The sequence below is a fragment of the Ligaoa zhengdingensis genome (assembly GCF_014384885.1).
GTDB lineage: Bacteria > Bacillota > Clostridia > Oscillospirales > Ruminococcaceae > Ligaoa > Ligaoa zhengdingensis.
In genome coordinates this window covers 1-21664 of sequence record NZ_JACRST010000028.1, presented here as the reverse complement: position 1 = coordinate 21664, position 21664 = coordinate 1, and the positions used below count along the sequence as shown (strand labels likewise).

The following is a 21664-nucleotide window of genomic DNA, read 5'->3' as shown; positions in this document are numbered from 1 at the left end:
ACGACGACTGCCTTTTGATACACGTCAAAAGGCAGGAAAAACGTGTCAAAGGGGGCACCCCTTTGAAAACCCCCGTTGTGCGCCCGGGCCGGCAGCGCCGGCAGGCAATCCGGGTTGGCACTTGCGTTGTGCAAGGTGCAACCCGCGCACAGGGCCAGCGGCTTCGGGTAGGGTGCCCTGCAATTTGTACGGTGCTATCCCCGGTAACGCCGCCGGGTGCATACCCGGCGCTTCGCTCCCACGAACCATTGCCCCTTACGGGGTGCCCTCGGGCGACGCCTGCACGGCGAGCAGGCACCGCACCGCTTAATTTTTGGCTCTGGGTCAGGAAAGCGCTTTGCATTGTTATGCCGCGCCTTGGGCCACGGGGGGCGGAGGATCTAGGGCAAGCGGGGAACGGCTGAGTAGATGCGGGCATTACCCGAGGGAATCCCGCTCGGCGCAGCCGCAGCGGGACAGCCGCCCGCGTGGAGCGAGTGGGCCCCACGAAATTTTCACGAAGCGACTCGCGGGCGGGTGCCGAGGGCACTTGTGAGAACCGGTAAAGACAGCGCAGGCCGTCTACTCCGCCCCAGGGGGGATGCCAAAGGGGGGAACGCCCTTTGGCGCGCTTTTGCATCCTTTTGGCGCGTACCAAAAGGATGGCGTCGCGCGGGGGCGCAACCCCGCCGGACATGCGCCCGGGGCGGTGCCGAGGCAGGCGCACGGCAGTGCGCAAAACACTGTACCCGAAGCCAGTAAATAGCAGCAAACCCTTACTGGCCAGGGCCAAACCGGGCCGGTTGCGCTACAGTGCGCAAACGCTCTGGCCGTAGCTGCAAGGCAGGGTATAAACTAAAGCGCTCAGGCCCAGGCGGGGCCAGGCGCACCTTGCACCCCGCGCCCGGTTGACGAAACGCCCGGTTTGGGGTATGATACCCATAAGACGAAAAAAACCAACCGGATTGGGGGCCGTAAGCATGAAAAAAGAGTGCATGTTCAGACGTTTTCTCTCGGTCGTGCTTCCCATTGTTTTTCTGATGGCGTCGGTGGGGTACATCGTGTACCGCCTGCTGGGCGAACGCAGCTATCGCGAAAAGTGGAAGGACTACGAGGACTGCGGGCTGATCTGACCAAAGCAAAATAAAAATCCACCGGGAAACAGTTTCCGGTGGATTTTTTTGTTATACCTCGGGATCGCCGGCGGGCGGGATCGGGTAGACCGAGTCGTCCGCTGCGGTGTAGAGCTCCTCGCAATCCTGCTGGATGCGCTCCAGCCGCTCGATGGTATCGGTGATCTCGTTGAACAACAAATGGTACATCTTTTGATAATCGGGCATATGGCTCCTCCCATCCGGCGGTCAGGTCTTGTCGCCGGGCTTGAAGATCAGGGCGATAATCAGCGCAAAGATGATGGCGGCCGCAATGCCGCCCGCGGTGGCGGTGAGTCCGCCGGACAGGATGCCGAACAGGCCCTTTTCCGCGAGACCCTCGCGCACGCCCTTGGCCAGCAGATGGCCGAAACCGGTGAGCGGCACCGAAGCGCCCGCGCCCGCAAAATCGACGAGCGGCTGGTACAGCCCCAGGCCGGAGAGGATCACGCCGCTTACCACATAGCCCACCAGGATGCGGGCCGGGGTGAGCTTGGTTTTATCGATGAAAATCTGGCCGATGGCGCAGAACGCGCCGCCCACCAGAAACGCCTTGAGGTAGGTGAGGAACAGTTCCATCACAAAACCCCCTTTCGACCGGGTTCGCTGGAAAGATACACCAAATGCGCGATGCCCGGGATCGATTCGCCCTGCTGCACCGAGGTCGGGCTCATCAGCGCGCCGGTGGCGATGAACAGCACGTCGTGCAGCTCGCCGGTTCGCAGCTTGGGCAGCACATCCGCGCACAGCACCACGGCGCTGCACCCGCAGCCCGAACCGCCCGCGTTTATGTCGAGCTGGTTCTGGCGGTCGTAGATGATGAGGCCGCAGTCGTTGTGCTTGTGGCCCAGCGTCACCCCGTCGCGCGCCAGCAGCTGGTGCAGCAGGTCGGTGCCCACCTGGCCGAGGTCGCCGGTGAGAATCAGGTCGTAGTTGTCCGCGCCGGTGCAGGTGTCCTCAAAAAAGGTCTCGATCGTCTTGGCGGCGGCCGGGGCCATGGCAGCGCCCATGTTGTTGAGGTCCTTGATGCCCAGGTCCTCGATGGTGCCCACGCACACCGCCTTGACATAGGGCGGCGCCGTGTTTTTACCCACCACCGCGCTGCCCGAGCCGGTCACCGTCCACTGGGAGGTGGGGGTGCGGGTGCCGCCGTATTCCAGCGGGAACCGGAACTGGCGCTCGGCCGAGCAGAAGTGGGAGGAGGTCACCGCGAGGCAGACGTTCGCAAGCCCGCCCTCGAGAAACATCGAGGAGAGCGCGAGCGATTCCGCCATGGTGGAGCAGGCGCCGTACAGCCCCAAAAACGGGATGGACAGGTCGCGCAGGCCGTAGTTGGAGCCGATGCACTGGTTGAGCAGGTCGCCCGCGAACATGAAATCCACGCTGTCCGGCGAGAGGTTCGCCTTTTCCAGCGCCTTGCTGGCGCACAGCTTTTGCATCTGGCTTTCGGCCTTCTCCCAGGACTGCTGGCCGAACGAGGTGTCCTCGTTTAAAATATCAAACTTTTGGCCGAGAGGGCCTTCGCCCTCCTTTTTGCTGGCCACCGCCGCAAACGACAGCACCGAGGGGGCGCTGTCCAGCCGCAGGGTGTGCTTGCCTAGCTTGGTCGGCATAGGATCAGATCCTTTCCCCGGCGGGCCGGGGCCCGCCGCATGTGTAATCGTTTAAAACAGTTGGAACAAAAAGAGGATCAGGCCATAGATCACGCTGGCGGCGACGCCGTATACGATCACCGGCCCCGCGATGGAGAACATCTTCACGCCGATGCCCAGGATGAGGCCCTCGCTTTTAAATTCCAGCGCCGGCGCGGATACCGCGTTGGCAAAGCCGGTGATCGGCACCAGGGTGCCCGCGCCGCCGAGGCGCGCCAGCTTGTCGTACAGGTTGAGGCCGGTGAACAGCACGCTCAGAAATACCAGCGTGACCGAAGCGGTGCCGCTGGCCAGTTCCGCGTCCAGGCCGGCCATGGTATAGAGCTCGATGAAGAACTGGCCGAGCGTGCAGATCGCGCCGCCGATCAGGAACGCGAGCAGCATGTCCTTGCCCAGTGGAGAGTTGGGCGAGGCTTTTTGGTTCATGCCTTCATATTCTTTTGGCGTAAGTGCCATACTGTTTATCACACCTTCACATTTTGTTGCTTGAATCTGCGCTGAAATCCTGCTATGATGCTATCTGTGATAAAAAACAAGGGTGCTATACGCGGACTTCATCACGGATTTAGTATGGCGGACCGCAGACGATTTTATGAGAAATCCAGGTCAGGTACAATCTGGCCGGAAAGGCGTGAAATTTTTGGCCGAACGAAAATTTTTCAATAAAAAAACCGACGCCGCCGTGACCGGCCTGCTGCTGCTGGCCGCCGCGGGCTTTGCGCTGTTCTACTGGCTGCGGCCGCAGGGGGACAACCCCACAGCGGTAATCTCGGTGGACGGCGCGGTGGTGCGGGAGATCGACCTCACAAAGGCGGCGGATGGGCGCTTTTCGCTCACCGACCGGCCGGTGAGCTTTGAAATCAGCGGGGGCCGCATCCGGTTTGTGGATGTGGACTGTCCCGACCACATCTGTGAAAACACCGGCTTTGTCTCCCGCCCGGGCGAGAGTGCGGTGTGTATGCCCAACAAAACCGCGCTGCAAATCCGCGCGGGGGCCGCAGGGCGGTAAAAATAACTAATTGAAGCGCAACTTTTACTTTGAATTTGGTAGCTTTTGTGGTATGATAGATTCAGGTGAAATCTGGGCGGGCACGCCCATCAGGAAGGATTAACAGACTGGCATGAAGGCAAAAATAATCATGATTACGTCCGGCAAGGGCGGCGTGGGCAAATCCTCCATCTGCGCGGGGTTGGGCTACTACCTGGCGCGGCTGGGGAAAAAGGTGCTGATCCTGGAAATGGACAGCGGCCTGCGCTGCCTCGACATCATGCTGGGGGTGTCCGAGCGCACGGTGCACGACATCAGCGACGTGCTGTGCGGCCGGTGCGAGCCGATCAAGGCGATTTACAGCTCCCCCATCACAGATAACCTTTCGATGATGCCCGCAACCCTGCGTCCCGATTCCAACTATTCGTCCAAGCTGTTCTACAAGCTCTGCAAGGGGCTTTCGCACTATTACGATTTCATCCTCATCGAGACGCCCGCAGGTTTTGGCCGCACCCTCATCGATATCACGCGGGTCTGTGACCTCGCGCTGCTCATCGTCACGCCCGACCCGATCTCCATGCGGGACGCCAAAATTCTGTCGGATTACCTGGATGCGCACGGACTGACCAGACAGCGCATCGTCATCAACAAGGTGAAAACCACACGCGGCCGGTTGGAGGTGCTGCCCCATCTCGACGTCGTGATCGATACGGTTCTGGAGCCGCTCATCGGGGTGATCCCGTATGAGCCGGAGATGGTGCGCGCCCTCGCGCAGGGGCGCATGATCTCCACGCGGTACACCGCGGGGGTGGCCATCCAGAACATCGCGCGGCGCCTCACCGGCGAATTTGTCGAGTTGGCGGTGGAATGACCCGCCCTCCGCGCAACCCGGCCCGCCCGAACAGGAACTACAACACCATTGGAGGGAAAGATCAGTGAATATAGCAGTTACGGCGCACGACGCAAAAAAAGAACTCATGGTACAATTCTGCATTGCCTATTGCGGGGTTCTCAGCCGTCACAACCTGTGCGGCACCGGCACCACCGCCAAGATGGTCTCCGAAGCGACAGGGCTCCAGATCGTCCGCTTTTTGAGCGGCGGGCAGGGCGGCGACCAGCAGGTGGCGGCCCGTATCGCCTGCAACGAGATCGACCTGCTCCTGTTTTTCCGCGATCCGCTCACCGTAAAACCGAACGACATCGATGAGGCGCAGCTGCTGCGCCTGTGCGACGTCCACAACATCCCGGTGGCCACCAACATCGCCACCGCCGAGGCGCTCATCCACGCGCTGGAGCGCGGCGACCTCGACTGGCGCAATATCGTCAACCCCAAAACCATGGGGATGCTGCGCTGAGTTCAGCCCTGAATGCGGCCGCCGCGGGCTTTACAAACGCGCGGCGGCGTTGTAAAATAACCTTGTCAAACATCGCACAAAGGCGACCGGATCGGGAGCAGTAACGTTTTGACCCGCCACAGAGAGGGCGCGCCGCGGCTGAAAGCGCGCCCGCACCGGCAAAACGCGAACAGACACCCGAGAGCCGGCGGGGGGAACGGCAGGCCCTGGGGGGCGGCCCGGTAGCCCCGCACGCGGGCCCCGCGTTAAGGGGCGCTCAAGCGGCGTGCGCCCCGGCGCGCGCAACGAGGGTGGCACCACGGAACATGCTCCGTCCCTTATCACAGGGGACAGGAGCATTTTTTGTCGGTTCCGCCTATCCACCCGCGGGCCACGCCCGCACCGAAAGGAGAAACAAATCATGGCATTGTTGACACAGGCGCCCAAGGGCACGCAGGACGTGCTGCCGCGGGACAGCTACAAATGGCAGTATGTCGAGGGCCTGGCGATGGAGATCGCGCGGCTGTACGGCTTCCAGGAGATGCGGGTGCCCACCTTTGAGCACACCGAGCTCTTTAACCGCTCGGTGGGGGACACCACCGACGTGGTGCAGAAGGAGATGTACACCTTTTTGGACAAGGGCAACCGCTCGATCACCCTGCGGCCCGAGGGCACGGCGGGCATGGCGCGCGCCGCGGTGCAGAACGGGCTGCTCAATGAAGCGCTGCCCCTCAAGGTGAGCTACCTGGTGAGCTGCTTCCGCTACGAGAAGCCGCAGGCCGGGCGACTGCGCGAATTTCACCAGTTCGGCGCGGAGGTGTACGGCTCCGATTCGCCCGCCTGCGACGCCGAGGTGATCGCGATGGTGGGCGAGATTTTCGACACGCTGGGGGTGCGCGACCTGCGCCTCGAGCTCAACTCGATCGGGTGCCCGGAGTGCCGCGCGCGCTACCACAAGGCGCTCAAGGAGTATTTTGCCGCGCACATGGATGAGCTGTGCGACACCTGCCGCGAGCGGCTGGAGAAAAACCCCATGCGCATCCTGGACTGCAAGAGCCCGGTCTGCCACAAGATCGCAAAGGACGCGCCCAAGGTGCTCGATTACATCTGCGAGGGCTGCTCCGCCCACTTTGAAGGGGTCAAGGCGCGGCTGGACGCGCTGGGGATGCCGTATGTGGTGAACCCCACCATCGTGCGCGGGCTGGACTACTACACCAAGACGGTGTTTGAGTTTGTCACCGACCAGATCGGCGCGCAGGGCACCGTGTGCGGCGGCGGCCGGTACGACGGCCTGCTCGCCGAGATCGGCGGCCCCAAGCTGCCGGGCATCGGCTTCGCCATGGGCATCGAGCGGCTTTTAAAGGTGATGGACGCCTGCGGGGCCGAGTTCCCCGAGCAGCCCGCCTGCGCCATCTACATCGGCAGCATCGGCGAGGCCGCGTCGGTCAAGGCGTTCGCGCTGGTAAATGAGCTCCGCGAGGAGGGCTTCTGGGCCGAATGCGACACCATGGGCCGCGGCGTGAAGGCACAGATGAAATATGCGGACAAGCTCGGGTGCCGCCTGAGCTGCATCCTGGGTGACAACGAGCTGGAGAGCGGGCGCGCGAACGTCAAAAATATGCGCACCGGCGAGACGCACGAGGTCGCGTTCGACGACCTCATCGACTTTGTCTACGACGCGCAGGTGGCGGTGCTCACCGAGAGCATCCGCGAGACCGAGATCAACCCGTGAGCCCACCTCACGGAGCATAAGGAGAGAACAGATATGGCAGACACGATGAACGGGTTCAAGCGGACCCACTATTGCACAGACCTGAATGAAGGCGACATCGGCCGCGAGGTGATCGTGGCGGGCTGGGTACAGAAGGCGCGCAACCTCGGCAACCTGATGTTTGTGGACCTGCGCGACCGCACCGGCATTTTGCAGCTCGCGTTTGACGACGCGACCGACCGCGCGGTGTTTGAAAAGGCCGAGGGCCTGCGCGCGGAATACGTGGTGATGGCCAAGGGCGACGTGCGCGCCCGCGAGGCGGTCAACCACGATATCCCCACCGGCAAAATCGAAATTTTTGTGCGCGAGCTGCGCATTGTGGGCAAGGCCCAGACCCCGCCGTTCGAGATCACCGACACCACCAACGTCAAGGAGGAGCTGCGCCTGCGCTACCGCTACCTCGACCTGCGGCGCAGCGAGATGCAGAAAGCGCTCCAGCTGCGCCACAAGATTGTGAAGGTGGCGCGCGACTACTACGACGAAAACGGGTTTTTGGAGATCGAAACCCCCATCCTGATTAAATCCACCCCCGAGGGCGCGCGCGATTACCTGGTGCCCAGCCGGGTGCACAACGGCAAGTTCTATGCGCTGCCCCAGTCGCCGCAGCTCTACAAGCAGCTGCTGATGCTCTCGGGCTTCGACCGCTATATGCAGATTGCGCGCTGCTTCCGCGACGAGGACCTGCGCGCCGACCGCCAGCCCGAGTTCACCCAGATCGACCTGGAGATGTCCTTCGCGGATGAGGAGGACGTGATGGCGGTCAACGAGGGGTTCATGAAGCGGGTGATGAAGCAGGTGCTGGATATCGACATCCAGACCCCCTTCCGCCGCATCCCCTATGCCGAGGCGATGGACCGCTTCGGCTCGGACAAGCCGGACACCCGCTTCGGTCTGGAGCTCACCGACCTCACCGACCTGCTCGCCGGCACCGAGTTCAAGGTATTCGCGGGCGCGGTGAGCGAGGGCGGCTCGGTGCGCGCCATCAACGTGAAGGGCGCGGCCTCCACCCTCACCCGCAAGGAGATCGACAAGCTGGTGGAGTTTGTCAAAACCTACAAGGCCAAGGGTCTGGCCTACACCCGTCTCACCGCGGACGGCGAATCCTCCAGTTATGAGAAGTTCCTCAGCGAGGAGGAGAAAAACGCGATCCGCGCGCGGCTGGACGCCCAGACCGGCGACGTGCTCCTGATTGTGGCTGACGCCAAAAATAGCGTAGTGTACGACGCGCTGGGCGCGCTGCGCTGCCATCTGGCCGAGCGGCTGGGCCTCATTGAGAAGGACACCTTCGATTTCCTGTGGGTCACCGACTTCCCGCTGTTTGAGTACAGCGAGGAGGAGGGCCGCTTTATGGCCAAGCACCACCCGTTCACCATGCCCAAGGCCGAGGATATCTCGATGGTGGAGACCGACAAGGAGCACTGCCTCGCCAGGGCCTACGACATGGTGATGAACGGCTGCGAGGTGGGCGGCGGCTCGGTGCGTATCAACGACCCCGAGCTGCAGGAGCGGATGTTCCGCGCGTTGGGTTTCACGCTGGAGGACGCGCGCGAAAAGTTCGGGTTCCTCATCGACGCATACCAGTACGGCGCGCCGCCGCACAGCGGCATGGCGTTCGGCCTGGACCGCCTGGTGATGCTGATGCTTCAGAAGGATTCGATCCGCGATGTGATCGCGTTCCCCAAGGTGCAGAACGCCAGCGAGCTGATGAGCCACTGCCCGGACGTGGTGGAGCCCAAGGCATTGGACGAGCTGGGCATTGCGGTGGTGCACGAGGAGACAGAGACGCCCGCCGAATGAGCGGCGGACAAAACGACAGCGAAGGAGGGATCGCATTGAAACGGACCTGGAAAAAAGCGCTTTCGGTCATGGCGGCGGTGATACTGGCACTCGCGGTGTTCACCGGCTGCACCAGCAAGGAGGAGACCGCCTACAGGCGGCAGGTGACCGAAGCGGTGGACGGGATCAGCGTTGAGGTGGACAAGTTCCAGGCGGCTGCGGCCGAGTTGGACGAGACCCAGGCGAGCATGGACGCGGTGGTGGCTGCGGCCAAGGCCTGCCGCGAGGCGTGCGACGCAGTGGCCGAGATTGAAGCGCCCGAAGAGCTGGCCGAGGCGCACGCGCTGTTTACCGAGGCCGCCGAGGAGATCGGGGGCGCGATGGATTACTACGCGATGAGCTTCCGCGATATCGCGAGCCTCCAGGCCGCGAGCGAGACCGGCCTGCTGGAAATTGCCCAGGAGCGGATGATGCTGGGCGGGCAGAAGATGCAGGAGGCCGGCGCGGCCCTGGACGGGAAGTAAAACAGGATTTCATCACAAGGAGGAAGGGCATATGGCTGCCGCCAATCCACTCACCTATTTGGAAGCGATTCGTGGGATGCTCGCCAAACAGTGGCCCGACAACCGGACGGTGAACCTGGTTTGCCACGGGCACAGCGTCCCGGCGGGGTATTTCGCCACCCCGTTTGTCAATACCTTTGAGGCATACCCCGCGCTGCTGCACCGCGCCATCAAGGAGCGGTTTCCGTTCGCGGTGCTCAATGTGATCGTCACCGCGATCGGCGGGGAAAACTCCGTGCAGGGCGCCGCACGGTTTGACAGCGAGGTGCTCAACCACCGCCCGGATGTGCTCACCATCGATTATGCGCTCAACGACCGCATGGTCGGCCTGGATGCGGCTGAGGCCGCATGGCGCTCGATGATTGAGCGGGCGCTCGCGGTGGGGGTGAAGGTGATCCTGCTCACCCCCACCTGGGATGAGACCTATTTCGACCGCTCGGAGGGCTGGGAGCAGCTCACCGCGCACGCCGCACAGGTGCGGCGGCTGGCCGCGGAATATGGGGTGGGCCTGGCGGACAGCTTCGCAGCGTTTGAGGGGTATCTCGGCGCGGGCGGGGCGCTCACCGACCTGCTCTCGCACGTCAACCATCCGTCCGGCTTGGGGCACCGGCTGGTTTGCCGCGAGCTGGCGGCCTTTTTCCGCGCCAAGTGAGCGCTTTCACTGTAGCGCAACTGGGGCTCGGCTTGGGCCTGGGCGCTTTGGTTTGCACCTGGCCTGCCAGCTTCGGGCAGAGCGGTTGCGCACTGCCGTGCGCCTGCCTCGGCACCGCCCCCGGGCGCATGCCCGGCGGGGTTTCGGCCCCGCACGACGACTCGCTTTTGGTACACGCCAAAAGCGAGCAAAAACGTGTCAAAGGGGGCACCCCTTTGAAAACCCCGTTGTGCGCCCGGAGATAAAATCTGCGCTGATGAAAGCGAAGTGCGGCAAGCTCCCTCGGCAATGGTTCTGAAGTCGCTTCGCGAAAAGTGGGAAGGGCACGCTTCGCTCCCACGAACCATTGCCCCTTACGGGGTGCCCTCGGGTGGCACCCGCAAAGCGCGCAGGCACCGCACCGCTTGATTTTTGGCTCCGGGTCGGGTCGGCAACGCCGACAGGAAAGCCGGGGATGACACTTACTAGGCCATGGGGCGCAGTGGCCGAAGCCGGAAAAGCCCTAGTAAGAAAAACGCACTTACGCCCTCGGAGGGGCGGAGGATCTAGGGCAAGCGGGGGACGGCTGAATGTATGCGGGCATTACCCGAGGGGATCCCGCCAAAGGCGGGACAGGTGCCTGATTGGAGCGAGTGCGCTCCTTGGAATTTGCACGAAGCGACTGGAAGGCACGTCGGCAGCGCCGACCTGGCAATCCGGGTTGGCGCTTGCGCCATACCGGGTGCGTCCTCCGCGCGGATGCTGCACTTTGCTTAACAAACGAGCCTGCCCGGCTTTCCTCCGGCCGTTGGCCGGCCGCCCCAAGGGGGGATGCCAAAGGGGGGAACGCCCTTTGGCGCGCTTTTGCATCCTTTTGGCGCGTGCCAAAAGGATGGCGTCGCGCGGGGGCGCAACCCCGCCCAGGGATGCCCCCGGGGGCAATGCCGAGGCAGGCGCACGGCAGTGCGCAAGGCGTAGCCGCATGGCCAGGCGAAACCCCGCCGCACGGCAGTGCAAAAAATACCCCGCCCGCAGAGCGGCGCGGCACAACCCCTCCGCAAAAAGGCAGCAAAAAGCCGGGCAGGGATGATAGTGCCATCCCGCCCGGCTTCTGTTTGAAGACGCAAAAAGGGCGCTGCATGTTTTTACTCATACAGCCCCCCGAATGTTTCCCCTTCATTCGTGCAACGCAGGCCGCCTGCAAAATACAGCGCGGCACATCCTCCCCGTGTGTGGAACGCATATCCATCTTCGACTTGCAAGGTGCGACTTTTATGCGTGTCAGTGTGTGAGCACATCGCTGGCTCCTTTACAGCGGGGGAAAAATGTTGTATAATGTCGGTTGCAGGGCGCGGCTGTCGCCGCAGTGTATGAGATGAAGCCTCATATGCAGGGCGCGGAAGTTCCCGCTTCCGGGCCTGCCTTGCGCTTTTTGCGCCTCGAGTTTATTATAGGGTATCTTTGCCAAAAAAGCAAGTGTTTTGTCGAATTTTGCGCGGTGGCTGCGGCTGCCGCGCTTTTTCTGTTTTGGCAAGAAAAGGCGGGCCCCGGAACGATCTCCGGGGCCCGCCTTGTTGCATCGGGAAAATATTATTCGTAGAGCTTCGCGAGTTTCTGCAGGTGCTCCCACTTGTCGGCAGCAACCTTCTCCGCCTTGTCGAACAGCACTTCCGCGCGCTCGGGGAAGGAACGGGTGAGCGAGGTGTAGCGGACCTCGTTCTTGATGAAGTCGGCGTAGCTTGCGCTCGGCGCCTTGGAATCGAGCTGGAACGGGTTCTTGCCCTCTTCCTTCAGGCGCGGGTCGAAGCGGAACATATGCCAGTAACCGGCCGCAACCGCGTTCTTAATCTCGGTTTGTGCGTTCACCAGGCCGCCCTTGATGCCGTGGTTGATGCAGGGCGCATAGGCGATGATGAGCGACGGGCCGTGATAGCTCTCAGCCTCGTGGAACGCCTTGATGCACTGGTTGTAATCGGCGCCCATGGCCACCTGGGCCACATACACATAGCCGTAGCTCATGGCAATCGCGGCGAGATCCTTCTGCTTGACCTCTTTACCGGCCGCAGCAAACTGCGCCACAGCGCCGGTCGGGGTCGCCTTGGAGGACTGGCCGCCGGTGTTGGAGTAAACCTCGGTGTTGAACACCAGGATGTTGACGTCCTCGCCGGACGCGATCACATGGTCGAGGCCGCCGAAGCCGATGTCGAACGCCCAGCCGTCGCCGCCGAAAATCCAGTTGGATTTCTTGGCCAGGAACTCTTTGTTCTTGAGGATCTCCTTGCCCGCCTCGCAGCCGCAGGCCTCGAGCTCCGCGATCAGCTTCTCGGTGGCAACGGCGTTCTCCTTGCCGTCGTTCACAGTGGCGAGGTAAGCCTCGCAGGCCTCTTTCGCAGCGCCCTCAGCGTTCTTGGAAAGCTCGAGCACCTTGGCGATCTGCTGGTTGCGCAGGGTGGCCTGTGCCAGATACATGCCGTAACCGTACTCGGCGTTGTCCTCAAACAGGGAGTTCGCCCAAGCCGGGCCAAAGCCCTTCTTGTTGACGGTGTACGGGGTGGAGGGAGCGGAGCCGCCCCAGATGGAGGAGCATCCGGTCGCGTTGGCGATATACATGCGGTCGCCGAACAGCTGGGTGGCGAGCTTCGCATACGGGGTCTCGCCGCAGCCGCCGCAAGCGCCCGAGAACTCAAGCAGGGGCTGCTTGAACTGGCTGCCCTTGACGGTGGTCTCTTTGAATTTCTCCAGGACCTCGGGCTTCACGCCGAGCTCCATGTTGTAATTGAAGCCTTCCTGTTTGTCGCGGTTGTTGTCCAGGGCGTCCATCACGAGGGCCTTCGCGCCCTTCTTGCCCGGGCAGACGTTCGCGCAGGAGCCGCAGCCGGTGCAATCCAGCACCGAGACGGTGATGGCGAACTTGTAGCCGGGCATACCGGTCATATCGACAAACTTCTGGCTTGCGGGGGCCTTGGCGGCCTCTTCCTCGGTCATCACCATCGGGCGGATAACCGCGTGCGGGCACACATAGGAGCAGAAGTTGCACTGGATGCAGTTTTCAGGCTGCCACACCGGCACGTCCACAGCGATGCCGCGCTTCTCGTAGGCGGAGGAGCCCAGCGGGAAGGTGCCGTCCTCGGCGCCCTTGAACGCGGAGACGGGGAGCTTCTCGCCTCTGTGCGCGTTGACGGGGATTTCGATGTTGTTGACGAAATCCACCAGGTCTTTTCTCGAACCGGTCACGGCCGCGGCGGGCGCGTCGTCCGGGGCGTTCTTCCACTCCTCGGGAACCTTGACCTCGACAATGGCCTTCGCGCCCATGTCGATGGCGTCGTGGTTCATCTTGACGATCTTCTCGCCCTTTCTGCCATAGGAAGCGGTGGCCGCATCCTTCATATATTTGATGGCGTCGTCGATGGGGATGATGTTGGCCAGCTTAAAGAAGGCGGACTGCAGCACGGTGTTGATGCGGGTGCCGAGGCCCAGCTCCTTACCGGCCTTCACGCCGTCCAGGGTGTAGAATTTGATGTTGTGGTTGGCGATGTAGCGCTTGTCCTTACCGGGCATACGCGCGTTCATCTCGTCCATATCCCAGCCGCAGTTCAGCAGGAAGGTGCCGCCGTCCTTCAGGTCCTCGATCATATCGTATTTGCCGATATAAGCGGGGTTGTGGCAGGCGACGAAGTCCGCCTTGTTGATGTAGTAGGTGGAGCGGATGGGGGTGTCGCCGAAGCGCAGATGCGAGATGGTGATACCGCCGGATTTCTTCGAGTCATACTCAAAATAAGCCTGCGCATACATATCGGTGTGGTCGCCGATGATCTTGATGGAGTTCTTGTTGGCGCCCACGGTGCCGTCCGAGCCGAGGCCCCAGAATTTGCAGCTGGTGGTGCCGGCGGGGGTGGTGTCGGGGTTCTCGGTCTCCTTCAGCGAGAGGAAGGTGACGTCGTCGTCGATGCCGATGGTGAAGGTCTTCTTATCCAGCGCAGCCGCGTTGTTGTAAACGGCGATGATCTGCGCGGGGGTGGTGTCCTTCGAGCCGAGGCCGTAGCGGCCGCCCAGCACGGGGACGTTCGCGAACTTGCTGTCCTTGAGGGCCGCAACCACGTCGAGGAACAGGGGCTCGCCCAGGGAGCCGGGCTCCTTGGTGCGGTCGAGCACCGAGATCACTTTAACCGTATCGGGGATAACGGCCAGCAGGTGTTTGACCGAGAACGGACGGTACAGGCGGACCTTCACCAGGCCGACCTTCTTGCCGTTGGCGTTCAGGTAGTCGATCGTCTCGTCGATGGTGTCGCAGACCGAACCCATGGCGATGATGACGTTGTCCGCATCGGGCGCGCCGTAGTAGTTGAACAGGCCGTAGTTGGTGCCGATCTTGGCGTTGACCTTGTTCATATACTCCTCAACAACCTCGGGCAGCGCGTTGTAGAAGGGGTTGCACGCCTCGCGCGCCTGGAAGAAGATGTCGCCGTTCTGGGCGGTGCCGCGCAGCACGGGATGCTCCGGGTTGAGGGCGTTCTTGCGGAACGCTTCCACCGCGTCCATGTCGCACATCTCTTTGAGGTCCTCATAGTCCCAGGTCTCGATCTTCTGGATCTCGTGGGAGGTGCGGAAGCCGTCGAAGAAGTTCAGGAAGGGGACGCGGCCCTTGATGGCGGACAGATGCGCCACAGCGGTGAGGTCCATGACCTCCTGCACGCTGCTTTCGCACAGCATGGCGAAGCCGGTCTGGCGGCAGGCGTACACGTCGGAGTGGTCGCCGAAGATGTTGAGCGCATGGGAAGCGACGCAGCGCGCCGAAACGTCGATGACGCCGGGCAGCAGCTCGCCGGCCATTTTATACATATTGGGGATCATCAGCAGCAGGCCCTGGGAAGCGGTGAAGGTGGTGGTGAGCGCACCAGCCGCCAGCGAGCCGTGCACGGTGCCCGCGGCGCCCGCCTCGGACTGCATCTCTACGACGCGAACCTCGTTGCCGAAGATGTTTTTACGGCCGCCGGCGCTCCACTCGTCCGCAGCCTCAGCCATCACCGAAGACGGGGTGATCGGGTAGATCGCGGCCACATCGGTAAAGGCATAGGACACGTGAGCGGCAGCATGGTTGCCGTCCATGGTTTTCATTTTTCTAGCCATGTTCTTTGTTTCCTCCTTAAAATTTAAACTGCCAGTAAGCCAGTCTTGAAAAAAGACTTTACCTTGTAAATATTAACACTTTTGCCGTGCGGTGTAAAGAGCAAAACGGGCATTTAAAAGGTTAAAATGGTGTAAACAGCCGCGCGTTTTTGTGACTTTTGGCGGTTTTAAAACGGCTTTGTCCCACTTGTGCACAAAAAACGCGCAAAAACCGCCGCCTCCGGCGCTGGGGCGCGATTTGGCCGCGCAAAAGGGGGTGGCGCTTGTGGAACTGCGGCGCACACCCGCGCACCGCGCCGCAAGCCGCCGCGTGCAAATTGACAAGGGGCGGTAAAAACGGTATCATAAAAATGATATCCCTTATTTTGAATCAAAAGTTGCGGGAATATGCCCGCGGAAGGAGTTTGAAGGACAACATGGATGATCCCGGCGGCAGTATCTGGTTTTACATCGGCCTGTTGGTATTCCTGATTTTCAGCAACGCGTTTTTCGCCATGAGCGAACTCGCGGTGATCGGCCTCAACGACGCCAAGCTCGCCAGGATGGCGGAGGACGGCGACCGCAAGGCTAAAATTTTGGCGCGCCTCACCGCGCAGCCCAGCCGCTTCCTTTCCACCGTGCAGGTGGGCGTCACCCTGGCGGGGATGCTCGCATCGGCGGTGGCGGCGGACACCTTTGCGGATATGCTGGTGGCGGCGGTGACCATCCCGGGGGTTTCCCCGGCGGTGCTGCGGATGATCGCGCTCATCGTCATTACCTTTTTGCTCAGCTACATCACCATCGTGTTCGGCGAGCTGGTGCCCAAGCGCATCGCCATGCGCTACCCAGAGAAGGTGTCGTTCGCGCTGGCGGGCGCGCTCAACGTGTGTTATAAGGTGGAGCGCCCGTTTGTGGCGCTGCTTTCCGCCACCACCAACGGGGTGGTGCGGCTGTTCGGCATCGACCCCAACGCCGACGACGAGCAGGTGACCGAGGAAGAAATCCGCATGATGGTGGATGTGGGCAACGAGCGCGGGGTGATCGAGGAGAGCCAGCGCGAGATGATCAACAACATCTTCGAGTTCGACGACCGCACGGTGGGCGAGGTGATGACCCACCGCACCGAGGTATCCGGCGTGGAGGTGGACGTCACCCTCGACGAGGTGGCGCGCCTCGCTATCGAGGACGGCTATTCCCGCATCCCGGTGTATGAGGATACGCTGGACAACATCAAGGGCATTTTGTATGTAAAGGACCTGCTGGCGATGATCAGCGGCAACCCGCCCGAGCACTTCGACGTGCGCGACTACATGCGCAAGGCGCTGTTTGTGCCTGAGAGCAACCACTGCCGCGAGATGTTTTTGGAGTTTAAGCAGAAAAAGGTGCAGATGGCGATTGTGGTGGACGAATACGGCGGCACCAGCGGCATCGTCACCATGGAGGACCTGCTTGAATCGATCGTGGGCAACATCCAGGATGAATACGACGACGAGGAGGAGGAGGTCACCCGCCTTTCGGACGACGAGTTCACCTTTGACGGCGCGGTGTCGCTGGACGAGGTGGAGCGCCTCTTAAAGATTGAGGTGCCCGACGACGTGGACTACGACACGCTGGGCGGGCTGATTATCGACCTGCTGGGGCGGATCCCCACCGAGGAGGAACACCCCACAGTGACGGTGGACGGCGTGGATTTCACGGTGCTCAAGGTGGAGGACCGCCGCGTCGCGCTGGTGAAGGCCGAGCGCCGCCCTCCCGCTGAGGATGCGGACAGCGAAAAGGAAAAATAAAACGTACAACAAAGCAGCCGCCCCAGGGGGATTCCCTCCGGGGCGGCGTTTTGCTTGCAAAGCATGAAAGCGCGTGTTATCATAAACTCGGATGCTGTCGCAAACGGCAGGCGGTTGGCCACTCCCCGGGAAAGGGGGTGGTGCTGATGGTTACATATACGGAGCTGTTCCAGTTTTGTCTGGTAGTCATCGGTATTGTTGCCCTGTTTTTGGGCAAAAAGAAATAGCCGCCCACACGTCCAAATGTAGCGGCTACCCTTTGTAGTTTCTCATTCGGGTCAACCGTCTGTCGGCGGCGTCCCTTTGTCTTTATTATAGCCGTTCCCCGCAGAAATGTCAATTCCGCCGCCCGGTGCAGCAAGCGCTGGGGCGGCGTTTTGCTTGCAAAGCGCGAAGGCGCGTGTTATCATAAACTCGGATGCTGTCGCAAACGGCAGGCGGTTGGCCACTCCCCGGGAAAGGGGGTGGTGCTGATGGTTACATATGAAGCGTTATTTTCGTTTTGTCTGGTAGTCATTGGCATTATTGCCTTATTTCAGGGCAAAAAGAAATAGCCGCCCATCCCTGCAAAAGATAGCGGCTATTCTTTAGTTCAAATCTTTCAGGGCCAACCGTCTGTCGGCGGCGTCCCTTTGTCTTTATTATAGCCGTTCCCCGCAAAAATGTCAATTCCTCCGCCTGGTGCAGCAAGCGCTGGGGCGGCGTTTTGCTTGCAAAGCGCGAAGGCGCGTGTTATCATAAACTCGGATGCTGTCGCAAACGGCAGGCGGTTGGCCACTCCCCGAGAAAGGGGGTGGTGCTGATGGTTACATATACGGAGCTGTTCCAGTTTTGTCTGGTAGTCATCGGTATTGTTGCCCTGTTTTTGGGCAAAAAGAAATAACCGCCCCATGGTCCAAATGTAGCGGTTAAATCTTTAATCGTATCTTCGGGCCAACCGTCTGTCGGCGGCGTCCCTTTGTCTTTATTATAGCTGTTTCCCGCAAAAATGTCAATTCCTCCGCCCGGTGCAGCAAGCGCCGGGCGTTTTTTGTTTTACCACCTCTCCTATATGTTAGAAAAAATAACATATCTTTCTCTGATCCTCTCGATTTAAAATACAGGAGGGATGGGCCATTACTGATATGGGGGTTATATCCCCTTAAAAAACAGAGCCATATCCCTCATACTATTTCAAAAGGAAACAATAGCAAAAACTACTAGATGGAGGGGTTCTTTATGGACATCGAAGAAACCAACCGCAGACAGATTCAGCAGATGTGTGAAAACCTGCGCCTGCTGAGCGAAGCGCGTGGGTGGACATTCGGCGAGCTGGAGCGCCGCACCGGCATCCCAAAGAAGATTCTCGTCCGCGCTGAACAGAGAGGCAATATCGGGGCGGATGTGTTGCTCACGCTGAGCGAATTTTACCAAATCAAGCCGCACCTGCTGTTTTTTCCGCTGACCCAGGAATAGCACCAAAAAGCCCCCTGCCAACTGGCAGGGGGCAAAACGCATCGATCGAGTAAAACTCGTTGTTAACGTTTGGAGAACTGAGGCGCGCGGCGGGCCGCTTTGAGGCCGTATTTTTTGCGCTCCTTCATGCGCGGATCGCGGGTGAGGAACCCGGCCTTTTTCAGGATGGGGCGAACCTCTTCGCCCGACTGCAACAGCGCGCGGGACAGGCCGTGACGGATCGCGCCCGCCTGGCCGGAGACGCCGCCGCCGGCGACGGTGCACTCGATGTCATATTTGCCGACCACATCCAGCAGGGTGAGGGGCTGACGCACGATCAGCTTCAGGGTATCCAGGCCAAAATAATCGTCGATATCTCTGCCGTTGATTTTGATGGAGCCGGTCCCGTTCGGGAACACTCTCACGCGAGCAACGGAATGTTTTCTTCTGCCGGTGCCGTAGAAATAGGGTTTTGAATCGTACATGTTATTGCCTCCTCCTTATTATAACGTCCACGCTTCGGGCTTCTGCGCGGTCTGCTCATGGGTCGAGCCCTTGTAGATTTTGCAGCGGGTGAGCTGTTTGCGGCCCAGCGTGGTGTCGGGAAGCATACCTTTTACCGCGAGCATCATGGCTTTTTCGGGGTTCTCCGCCATCAGCTTGGAGTATTTGACCTCTTTGAGGCCGCCCACCCAGCCGGTGTGACGGTAATAGATTTTCTGTTCCAGCTTTTTGCCGGTGAGCACCGCATCCGCGGCGTTGATGATGATGACGCTGTCGCCGCAATCGACATGGGGCGCAAAGGTGACTTTATGCTTGCCGCGCAGGATATGGGCAGCAGTGGCAGCGGTGTGGCCCAGCGGTTTGCCGGCGGCGTCCAGCACATACCATTTGCGGCCCGCAGCGTCGGGTTTTGGCATATAAGTTGACATAAATGGTTACCTCCCGAATTGATCTTGATGAATCGATCGTTTTGATATAGGCGCCATCCGGGCGCAAAACGAGCCCGGACGCGAAACAACAAGGTACATTATAGTATGGGCGGCGGGGCTTGTCAAGGCTTTTTGCGAAATTTTTAATATACGGGGGCCGCACGCCGTTTTTCTCGTGTTTTTGCGCGCGATCTCGCGCGTACTCGGCCGCCATTTCAAAAATTGGGGCCTTGTCATTCCTACCAAATTGCTGTAAAATAGGAGGCCGTAAGGCCCGCAATTTGAAGGAAAAGAGGAGCGCTCACGATGCAGAAGATGATTGGATATATGCGCAAGGCGATCGCCGATTATAATATGGTACAGGACGGCGACCGCGTGGCGGTGGGCGTTTCGGGCGGCAAGGATTCGGTGACGCTCCTGTGCGGGCTGGCGCGGCTGCGCAGCATCCTGCCGGTGCGGTACGAGCTCACGGCGATCACGCTGGACCCGGGCTTCGGCGGGGTGCAGACCGATTACTCGATGATTGAGGCGCTGTGCGCGCAGATGGGAGTGCCTTATGTAGTGAAGCGCACCGGCATCGGCGAGGTAGTGTTCGACCAGCGCAGCGAAAGCAACCCGTGCAGCCTGTGCGCGCGCATGCGCCGGGGCGCGCTGCACGACGCGGCCAAGGAGGCGGGCTGCAACAAGGTGGCGCTGGGTCACCATTACGACGACGCGGTGGAGACGTTTATGATGAACCTGTTTAACGAGGGGCGCATCGGGTGTTTCCAGCCGGTGACTTACCTTTCGCGCAAGGATTTGACGATGATCCGGCCGATGATCTTCGCGCCGGAAAAGGAGATTTTGAGCGCGGTGCGGCGGTGCGCATTGCCGGTGGTGAAAAGCAAGTGCCCCGCGGACGGATACACCGAGCGCACGCGCATGAAGGAGTATCTGACTGAGTTGGAGCGCGAGCGCCCGGGACTCAGAAAGCGGCTGTTCGGCGCCATGCAGCGCGGGCACATCTCGGGCTGGTGAATCGATAGCGGCTGCCTCAGCATTGCCCCCAGGGGCATCCCTAGGCGGGTTTTGCACCTGATTTGCCAGCTTCGGGCACTGCGCTCCATATCCTTAGCAAGTGTTTTCCTCGGTACCGCTCCCGGGCGCATGCCCGGCGGGGGCAATACCGGGGCAGCCGCACGGCGGTGCGCAAACGCTCTGCCCGAAGCTGCAAGGCCAACTGCAAATAGGGGCGCAGCGCCCGGTCCCTATTTGCAGAACAGATGCCGCCCAATCCGTTTGATCACCGGCCGGCTGCGCATCCACTGGTTGGAGGTCTTGTCCGGATTATAATAGTAGATCGCGCCGCCGCTCGCATCCCAGCCGTTGATCGCGTCGCGCGCCGCGCGGTAGCAGCTATCGGCCACCGGCTGGTTGATCTGGCCGTCGTTGATGGCGGAGAATGCGCCCGGCTGGTACACCACCCCGGAGATCGTGTTGGGGAACGACGAGTGCTTCACCCGGTTGAGCACCACGCCGCCCACCGCTACCTGGCCCTCGTAAACTTCGCCGCGCGCTTCGGCCGAGATGATGCGCGCCAATAGGCGGTAATCGCTATCCGAATATCCGCCCATCCCCGAGCTGCCGGTGCTGGCCGTGCCCGTGGTGGAGTTGATGCCCAGCGCGCGCAGGGTGGCGGGCCCCGCAATGCCGTCCACCGCCAGGCCGTTTTTGCTCTGGAAATAGCGCACCGCCTTTTCGGTCTGCGTCCCGTAAATGCCGTCCACAGCGCCGTCCAGATATCCCCACCGCTTCAGGCGGGTTTGAATCTCGCGCACCTCCGCGCCGCGAGAGCCCATCTTGGATAGCGCGTCCACCGAATCGTGGCTGCCTGCATAAAGCACCAGCCCAATCATCAGAATATTGAGAGCAATCAGGATCCCCAGCTTCAACGCCGGGATCAGCTTGTTCGACATGCAAATACCTCCTTAAAAAAGCGTTTGTCAAAAGTATCTCCAAACGAAGGAAGGTTTATCCGAACCTATTTCCATCCCCCTGCATAAAATAGGATGTCAAGGCTATTGTGCGGCGATGGAAAGGAGCGGACAGGTATGGAGCTGTTTTTGGTGATGGGATGCTCGATTGCAATTTGGACCGTCAGCTTTTTGCTGGGCGAACGGCTGGAGGAACGCCGGCTGAACCGCGCGGGAAAAGAAAAAGAGGAAATTTCTCGCATCGGATGAATAAAGTGGAGAAACCGCAGCCATACTATGGGTGACGCGGGCGACACGCCCGTGCTCGCCGCGCCAAATTCTGGACAAGCCGACCTTTTCTGGCATAGATAGACCAACATGTAAAAAAGTCGTCATAATTTTGCCAAAAAAGGTATTGACAAAGGGGGAGGGGCGTGGTAATATAAATAAGCTGTCCGACAGGGTGAGCGAAAGCGAGCCAGAAGCACCGAAAAAAAGTGCTTGACAAACAGTAGGGCGGTGTGGTAAGATAAGAAAGTTCCACTCCTGACGGGGCGGGGCGCTTACCAGAACGGAACCTTGAAAATTGAACAACATTCGGTTTTGAA

21 protein-coding genes are annotated in these 21664 nt (G+C 60.7%); 11 read left to right on the top strand and 10 right to left on the bottom strand.

The window, feature by feature from the left end:
* Positions 1-959: 959 nt before the first annotated feature.
* Positions 960-1112, top strand: coding sequence for a hypothetical protein (locus tag H8711_RS11905; protein WP_249283672.1), 153 nt, complete (start codon positions 960-962; stop codon positions 1110-1112).
* Positions 1113-1163: 51 nt separating this feature from the next.
* Here H8711_RS11905 and H8711_RS11900 read toward each other — a convergent pair whose 3' ends face one another.
* From H8711_RS11900 to spoVAC, 4 genes are read right to left on the bottom strand one after another with little or no spacing between them, the layout of a single operon-like run.
* Entirely contained in the window at positions 1164-1319 is a 156-nt protein-coding gene (locus H8711_RS11900) for a hypothetical protein (RefSeq protein ID WP_249283671.1), read from the bottom strand.
* Between the two features lie 21 nt (positions 1320-1340).
* Positions 1341-1709, bottom strand: a complete 369-nt coding sequence (spoVAE, locus tag H8711_RS11895; protein WP_249283670.1) for a stage V sporulation protein AE — start codon at positions 1707-1709, stop codon at positions 1341-1343.
* A complete protein-coding gene (gene spoVAD, locus H8711_RS11890; RefSeq protein WP_249283669.1) occupies positions 1709-2743 on the bottom strand; it encodes a stage V sporulation protein AD in 1035 nt (344 codons plus the stop codon). The genes spoVAE and spoVAD overlap by 1 nt, the downstream gene beginning before the upstream one ends.
* A gap of 51 nt (positions 2744-2794) precedes the next feature.
* Positions 2795-3238 (bottom strand): stage V sporulation protein AC, encoded by a 444-nt coding sequence (spoVAC, locus tag H8711_RS11885; protein ID WP_249283668.1) that lies wholly within the window; start codon positions 3236-3238, stop codon positions 2795-2797.
* 184 nt (positions 3239-3422) lie between these two features.
* Between spoVAC and H8711_RS11880 the strand changes: the two genes are divergently transcribed.
* The 7 genes from H8711_RS11880 (at position 3423) to H8711_RS11850 (ending at position 9866) form a co-directional block, all read left to right on the top strand.
* Positions 3423-3791, top strand: a complete 369-nt coding sequence (locus tag H8711_RS11880; protein ID WP_249283667.1) for a NusG domain II-containing protein — start codon at positions 3423-3425, stop codon at positions 3789-3791.
* A 112-nt stretch (positions 3792-3903) separates the two neighbouring features.
* Positions 3904-4641, top strand: a complete 738-nt coding sequence (locus H8711_RS11875; RefSeq protein WP_249283666.1) for a nucleotide-binding protein — start codon at positions 3904-3906, stop codon at positions 4639-4641.
* Between the two features lie 64 nt (positions 4642-4705).
* Positions 4706-5125 (top strand): methylglyoxal synthase, encoded by a 420-nt coding sequence (locus tag H8711_RS11870; protein ID WP_249283665.1) that lies wholly within the window; start codon positions 4706-4708, stop codon positions 5123-5125.
* A 400-nt stretch (positions 5126-5525) separates the two neighbouring features.
* Entirely contained in the window at positions 5526-6836 is a 1311-nt protein-coding gene (hisS, locus tag H8711_RS11865; protein ID WP_249283664.1) for a histidine--tRNA ligase, read from the top strand.
* 33 nt (positions 6837-6869) lie between these two features.
* Entirely contained in the window at positions 6870-8672 is a 1803-nt protein-coding gene (aspS, locus tag H8711_RS11860) for an aspartate--tRNA ligase (RefSeq protein WP_249283663.1), read from the top strand.
* A gap of 35 nt (positions 8673-8707) precedes the next feature.
* Entirely contained in the window at positions 8708-9175 is a 468-nt protein-coding gene (locus H8711_RS11855) for a hypothetical protein (RefSeq protein ID WP_249283662.1), read from the top strand.
* Between the two features lie 31 nt (positions 9176-9206).
* The gene (locus tag H8711_RS11850; RefSeq protein ID WP_249283661.1) at positions 9207-9866 is read left to right on the top strand and encodes an SGNH/GDSL hydrolase family protein; all 660 of its coding nucleotides are present in this window, start codon (positions 9207-9209) and stop codon (positions 9864-9866) included.
* Between the two features lie 1288 nt (positions 9867-11154).
* Here the strand turns inward: H8711_RS11850 and H8711_RS11845 are convergent.
* Both H8711_RS11845 and nifJ read right to left on the bottom strand, forming a co-directional pair.
* Positions 11155-11379 (bottom strand): hypothetical protein, encoded by a 225-nt coding sequence (locus tag H8711_RS11845; protein ID WP_249283660.1) that lies wholly within the window; start codon positions 11377-11379, stop codon positions 11155-11157.
* Positions 11380-11435: 56 nt separating this feature from the next.
* Complete coding sequence (nifJ, locus tag H8711_RS11840) at positions 11436-14972, bottom strand: pyruvate:ferredoxin (flavodoxin) oxidoreductase (RefSeq protein WP_249283659.1); 3537 nt, start codon at positions 14970-14972, stop codon at positions 11436-11438.
* Positions 14973-15388: 416 nt separating this feature from the next.
* Here nifJ and H8711_RS11835 point away from each other — a divergent pair, with 416 nt between their 5' ends.
* Both H8711_RS11835 and H8711_RS11830 read left to right on the top strand, forming a co-directional pair.
* Positions 15389-16738, top strand: coding sequence for a hemolysin family protein (locus tag H8711_RS11835; protein ID WP_249283658.1), 1350 nt, complete (start codon positions 15389-15391; stop codon positions 16736-16738).
* A 1218-nt stretch (positions 16739-17956) separates the two neighbouring features.
* Entirely contained in the window at positions 17957-18193 is a 237-nt protein-coding gene (locus H8711_RS11830; RefSeq protein WP_249283657.1) for a helix-turn-helix domain-containing protein, read from the top strand.
* A 62-nt stretch (positions 18194-18255) separates the two neighbouring features.
* Here the strand turns inward: H8711_RS11830 and rpsI are convergent, their stop codons facing one another.
* Together rpsI and rplM are read right to left on the bottom strand one after the other, a co-directional pair.
* Entirely contained in the window at positions 18256-18657 is a 402-nt protein-coding gene (gene rpsI / locus H8711_RS11825) for a 30S ribosomal protein S9 (RefSeq protein WP_249283656.1), read from the bottom strand.
* A gap of 18 nt (positions 18658-18675) precedes the next feature.
* Complete coding sequence (rplM, locus tag H8711_RS11820) at positions 18676-19104, bottom strand: 50S ribosomal protein L13 (RefSeq protein WP_249283655.1); 429 nt, start codon at positions 19102-19104, stop codon at positions 18676-18678.
* A 306-nt stretch (positions 19105-19410) separates the two neighbouring features.
* Between rplM and H8711_RS11815 the strand changes: the two genes are divergently transcribed.
* Positions 19411-20121, top strand: a complete 711-nt coding sequence (locus tag H8711_RS11815; protein WP_249283654.1) for a tRNA 2-thiocytidine biosynthesis TtcA family protein — start codon at positions 19411-19413, stop codon at positions 20119-20121.
* A 230-nt stretch (positions 20122-20351) separates the two neighbouring features.
* On the opposite strand, the gene sleB is transcribed toward H8711_RS11815, so the two are convergent.
* On the bottom strand, positions 20352-21059 hold the full coding sequence (sleB, locus tag H8711_RS11810) for a spore cortex-lytic enzyme (protein ID WP_249283653.1): 708 nt from the start codon (positions 21057-21059) through the stop codon (positions 20352-20354).
* 102 nt (positions 21060-21161) lie between these two features.
* Positions 21162-21664 (bottom strand): hypothetical protein (locus H8711_RS11805; protein WP_249283652.1); only part of this gene is annotated, 503 nt, incomplete at its 5' end.

Bases quoted from the DNA above. Each gene is read 5' to 3' on its own strand.
- H8711_RS11905 (WP_249283672.1), top strand. From the start codon at position 960: ATGAAAAAAGAGTGCATGTTCAGACGTTTTCTCTCGGTCGTGCTTCCC.
- H8711_RS11900 (WP_249283671.1), bottom strand. From the start codon at position 1,319: ATGCCCGATTATCAAAAGATGTACCATTTGTTGTTCAACGAGATCACC.
- spoVAE (WP_249283670.1), bottom strand. From the start codon at position 1,709: ATGGAACTGTTCCTCACCTACCTCAAGGCGTTTCTGGTGGGCGGCGCG.
- spoVAD (WP_249283669.1), bottom strand. From the start codon at position 2,743: ATGCCGACCAAGCTAGGCAAGCACACCCTGCGGCTGGACAGCGCCCCC.
- spoVAC (WP_249283668.1), bottom strand. From the start codon at position 3,238: ATGGCACTTACGCCAAAAGAATATGAAGGCATGAACCAAAAAGCCTCG.
- H8711_RS11875 (WP_249283666.1), top strand. From the start codon at position 3,904: ATGAAGGCAAAAATAATCATGATTACGTCCGGCAAGGGCGGCGTGGGC.
- hisS (WP_249283664.1), top strand. From the start codon at position 5,526: ATGGCATTGTTGACACAGGCGCCCAAGGGCACGCAGGACGTGCTGCCG.
- aspS (WP_249283663.1), top strand. From the start codon at position 6,870: ATGGCAGACACGATGAACGGGTTCAAGCGGACCCACTATTGCACAGAC.
- H8711_RS11850 (WP_249283661.1), top strand. From the start codon at position 9,207: ATGGCTGCCGCCAATCCACTCACCTATTTGGAAGCGATTCGTGGGATG.
- nifJ (WP_249283659.1), bottom strand. From the start codon at position 14,972: ATGGCTAGAAAAATGAAAACCATGGACGGCAACCATGCTGCCGCTCAC.
- H8711_RS11835 (WP_249283658.1), top strand. From the start codon at position 15,389: ATGGATGATCCCGGCGGCAGTATCTGGTTTTACATCGGCCTGTTGGTA.
- H8711_RS11830 (WP_249283657.1), top strand. From the start codon at position 17,957: ATGGACATCGAAGAAACCAACCGCAGACAGATTCAGCAGATGTGTGAA.
- rpsI (WP_249283656.1), bottom strand. From the start codon at position 18,657: ATGTACGATTCAAAACCCTATTTCTACGGCACCGGCAGAAGAAAACAT.
- rplM (WP_249283655.1), bottom strand. From the start codon at position 19,104: ATGTCAACTTATATGCCAAAACCCGACGCTGCGGGCCGCAAATGGTAT.
- H8711_RS11815 (WP_249283654.1), top strand. From the start codon at position 19,411: ATGCAGAAGATGATTGGATATATGCGCAAGGCGATCGCCGATTATAAT.
- sleB (WP_249283653.1), bottom strand. From the start codon at position 21,059: ATGTCGAACAAGCTGATCCCGGCGTTGAAGCTGGGGATCCTGATTGCT.